General features: G+C 65.8%; 2 protein-coding genes and 1 pseudogene. All 3 read right to left on the reverse strand.

Features of this window, described 5'->3' with window-relative positions:
- Positions 1-2484: fimbria/pilus outer membrane usher protein (locus AC1RQF_RS33135; RefSeq protein WP_492874342.1), on the reverse strand; the 2484-nt coding region annotated here is incomplete at its 3' end.
- Between the two features lie 153 nt (positions 2485-2637).
- A complete protein-coding gene (locus tag AC1RQF_RS33140; RefSeq protein WP_273995479.1) occupies positions 2638-3411 on the reverse strand; it encodes a fimbria/pilus periplasmic chaperone in 774 nt (257 codons plus the stop codon).
- Between the two features lie 82 nt (positions 3412-3493).
- A pseudogene (locus AC1RQF_RS33145) lies at positions 3494-3646 on the reverse strand (fimbrial protein); the annotation flags it as partial.

The raw sequence follows: 3646 nt of genomic DNA on the forward strand, positions 1-3646 counted from the left end.
CGGCAGCGTGTATGTCAGCGAGCACGCCTCGCCGGCCGCATCGCCCCACTTCACCTGCAGGGTGCCGGTATCGGTCTTCACGCCGCGCAGCACGACGCGGCCTTCCTGCGCCACCGTGCCGACGTTCTGCCCCGCCGCATCGCTCACTTCCGCGCCGAACGGAACCGGCTCGCCACCGGCCATGCGCGCGCGCAGGATCACCGCGCGCCCGCCGCCCTCGGTCTCGAACTTCAGGCGCACCACCGCGCCCGCGGTCGGCGCCACGTGCTGGGCGCTCGACTTCAGCTCGACGCTCATCGGCACGCCCTTCGGATCGATCTCCACCTCGTTGGTCGAGAACGGCGTCAGATACGACACCAGCGCATGGCCGAACGGATCGATGCGCAGGCCGCTGCCGGACGTCACGCGCGCCCCGCCCGCGTCCTTGGCCTCGATGATCGCCACCGTGTCGCCCATCGTCGGCGTGAAGGCCACGCCGCCGGCGTATGCCACCATGCCGCCCGAGATGCCGCCGCCGTACTGCGTGAATCCGGTGCCCTTCGAGGCATTGCCCATGAAGGTCGCATACGGCGACAGGTAGGACAGGTTGCCGCCCACGTTGGTGGTCGTCTGCGCGCCGCCGCTGGTGTGGCCGACGTTCACGCCGTAGCTGAGCGCGTTGTCGACGCCGAGCGAGCCCGTCATCGATTGCTGGACCAGCGTCGAACCGTTGGAGTCGTGCTGCAGGCTGGTCGACGCATACACCGTGTGCGAGCCGAGGTTCAGCGGGATCGACAGGTTCAGCATGAAGCGGTTGTCCCAGCGATTCTGCGTCACGTCGAATTGACGAGACGCCGACACGCCGTAGTTGATGCGCCGGAAATTATTGTTGTAGCCGGCCTGGAATTGGGTGTCGTTGCCGGCGCGATTCCAGTAGTTGACGGTCGAGCCCGACAGGTAGAACGAACCCCATCCTTCCGGCAGGCTCTGGTTCAGCGTGACCTGGAACTGGCCGCGACGCACGCCGCCCGACAGCAAATTGTTGACGCCGCCCGTCAGCTGACCGCGCAGCTGCATCGCATCCTGCAGGCCGAGGTAGCCGCTGCTCGAATAGCGATAGGCCGCCACGGCAATATTCGTGCTCGTCGGACTGATCAGCTTGCTGTACGAGACCTTCACGCTCTGACCGTGACGCGTGCCCGTGCCGGGTACATCGGTGTTGGCCTGCGTGATGTCGACCGCGAACGCGCCCAGCTCGGTATTGAGCGCAGCGCCGACCAGGCCGGCCACGTAGCCGGGCGCGGCCGTCACGCCGCCGTAGCCGGTGAGCAGGTTGGTGAAACCGTGCTGCACCGTCGCCTGGAACAACGCCGGCTTGCCCGAGAACAGCGCATTGCGGTATTGGCCGCCCGTCACGCTGAAGTGCGTGACGCCGGGGCGCAGCGAATTGACGGCCGACGCATACGGCACCTTGAAGGTGTGGATGCTGCCGTCTGCCTCGGTCACGACGACATCGAGGTCGCCGCCATAACCGGTCGGATAGAGATCGTCGATCACGAACGGACCGGTCGCGACGTTGGTGCTGTAGATGATGTTGCCGTTCTGGCGCACCTGCACGAGCGCGTTGCTGTTGGCGATGCCGTGGATGGTCGGCGCATAGCCGCGCTGCGATTCCGGATACATGCGCTCGTCGCTCGAGAGCTGCACGCCGCGAAAACCCACGCTGTCGAACATCGTGCCGTCGGTGAACGCGTCGCCGATCACCAATTGCGCCTTCAGAGACGCGATCGAGCGCTGCAGGCTGGTCTGCACGCTCTGGTAGTGCGAACCGCCGTGCGTATCGTAGGTGTAGTTGCCGTTGTGGCGGAAGCGCCAGGGCCCGACGTTGAAGCCGGCGGTCAGGCCCAGGTAGGCCTGGGTCGACGACGTGCCCTGGTTCTCGGCGCGATAGATATTGCCGTTGTACGACAGCAGCGCGGCCGGCACGCCCTCGTCCCAGTAGCGCGGGTCCACGTAGCCGCGCGCATCGCGGCTCAGCGCGGCCTGCGGGACACTGACGTCGAGCCGCTGCTCGCCGTTGTCGAAGGTGGCGACGGCGTCCGGCACCAGCATGCCGATCATCAGGCAGGCCTGGCTGCTGTCCGTCAGCATGTGCGTCGCCTCGGGCGACAGCTTCGCGAGATCCACCCCGACCTGCTGCAACAGCTCGCGATCGAAGCAGGGCTGGACGTTGTTCGGATTGTTGCCCACCGGACGCAGCGTGATGCCGGCACGACCGATCCAGTTCGTGTTGACGAAGAGGTCGACGCGGTACGCACCCGGCATCGCGGCATTCCCCTTTTCGAAGCGGCTCACATCCACCCGCGCACCGCCAGGATGCTGCAGGAACATGTCGTCGAACTGGACTTCCGCCACTTGCGTGGCGTCCGGGGTGGCTGCCATCGCGCCCATCGACGCGAACACGGACAGCACGAGCAGCATGCTCTGGCGCGGACGCCAGTACATGGTCCGCGGCAAGCGAGATATACGTTGAATCACGATAGACAGCCGAGCATAAGCGAGCCCGCGCCCTGCCCGTCCGGGCATGCGTGGTCTTGCAATGAAAAGGAGAGCGCGCGCTATCCGCGCCTCGCGCAATGGAAGATGGTCAGCAGTGCATCACGGCGACGTCGCCGCAGCGCCGGAGCGCAACGGCGTCTCGCCGCTGACCGCGCCGCCATAGTCATTGAGTGACGTGTAGTGCACGCGAGCGCCCGCCGCGTCGGGAACGTCGCCCTTCAGCGGGAAGGCGCGCGTCTCGCCCGGCCCGACCATGCCGCCGTCGTCGAAAGCCGCGCTGCGGTCGCCCAACTGCACGCTGATCGCGGTCAGCGACACGTGGAACGGGGTCGGGTTATGCGCCTCGATGGCCGGCTTGCCGTCGACCTGCGTAAGGCGCCAGGTGAGCTGCGCCGGCGCATCCGCGGGCGAGCCCTTGAGCGTATCCGGTCGATAGAACACCTTGATGCGCGAACGGAATGCGAGCTGCACCCGGTTCATGTCCGCGTCGGCTGCGCTCGGCTTGGGGGGCACTTCGAGCACGTTGAGCCAGAACACCGACTCGCGATCCTGCGGCATCGGCTCGCCGGTATAGACGATTCGCAGCGTCTGCGACTTCGACGGATCGATTCGCGCGATCGGCGGTGTGACGGTGAATGGAACCTTGATCGTGGACGGCGCGCTGTGCACGTCGCCTGTATCGACCCATGACTGCACGAGCGCCGGCGCCTGGCCTGCGTTCGACAGTTTGAGCGTGACCTCGGACTCGCTCGCGCCGTAGATCACGCGCGTGCCGCCGATCACCACGGAAGCGTCGGCGGGCGTTGCCAATTGGCTGAACCACGCGATACACGCGGAGGCGATCGCAAATCGTAGTGCTTGACGGAACTTCATGGTCTTAACCAGTGCGTGTGAAATGGGAGGAGTGAATACGAATCACCCCATCCCTTATTATTATGTAAAGCTAATTAATTATTTACTGATAAATGAGCGAGTACGTCACGCTCGACGTTGCCGCGCCGGCCGTTGCGGCGCCGGTGGCGACATACTGCGCGTAGTACGCGAGCGTGGCCGCGCCGGCGGAGCTGATCGCGACCGACTTCGAGTTTTGCGAAGCGTCCGCCGCGCC

This window comes from Burkholderia sp. GW821-FHT14F03 (assembly GCF_058803765.1).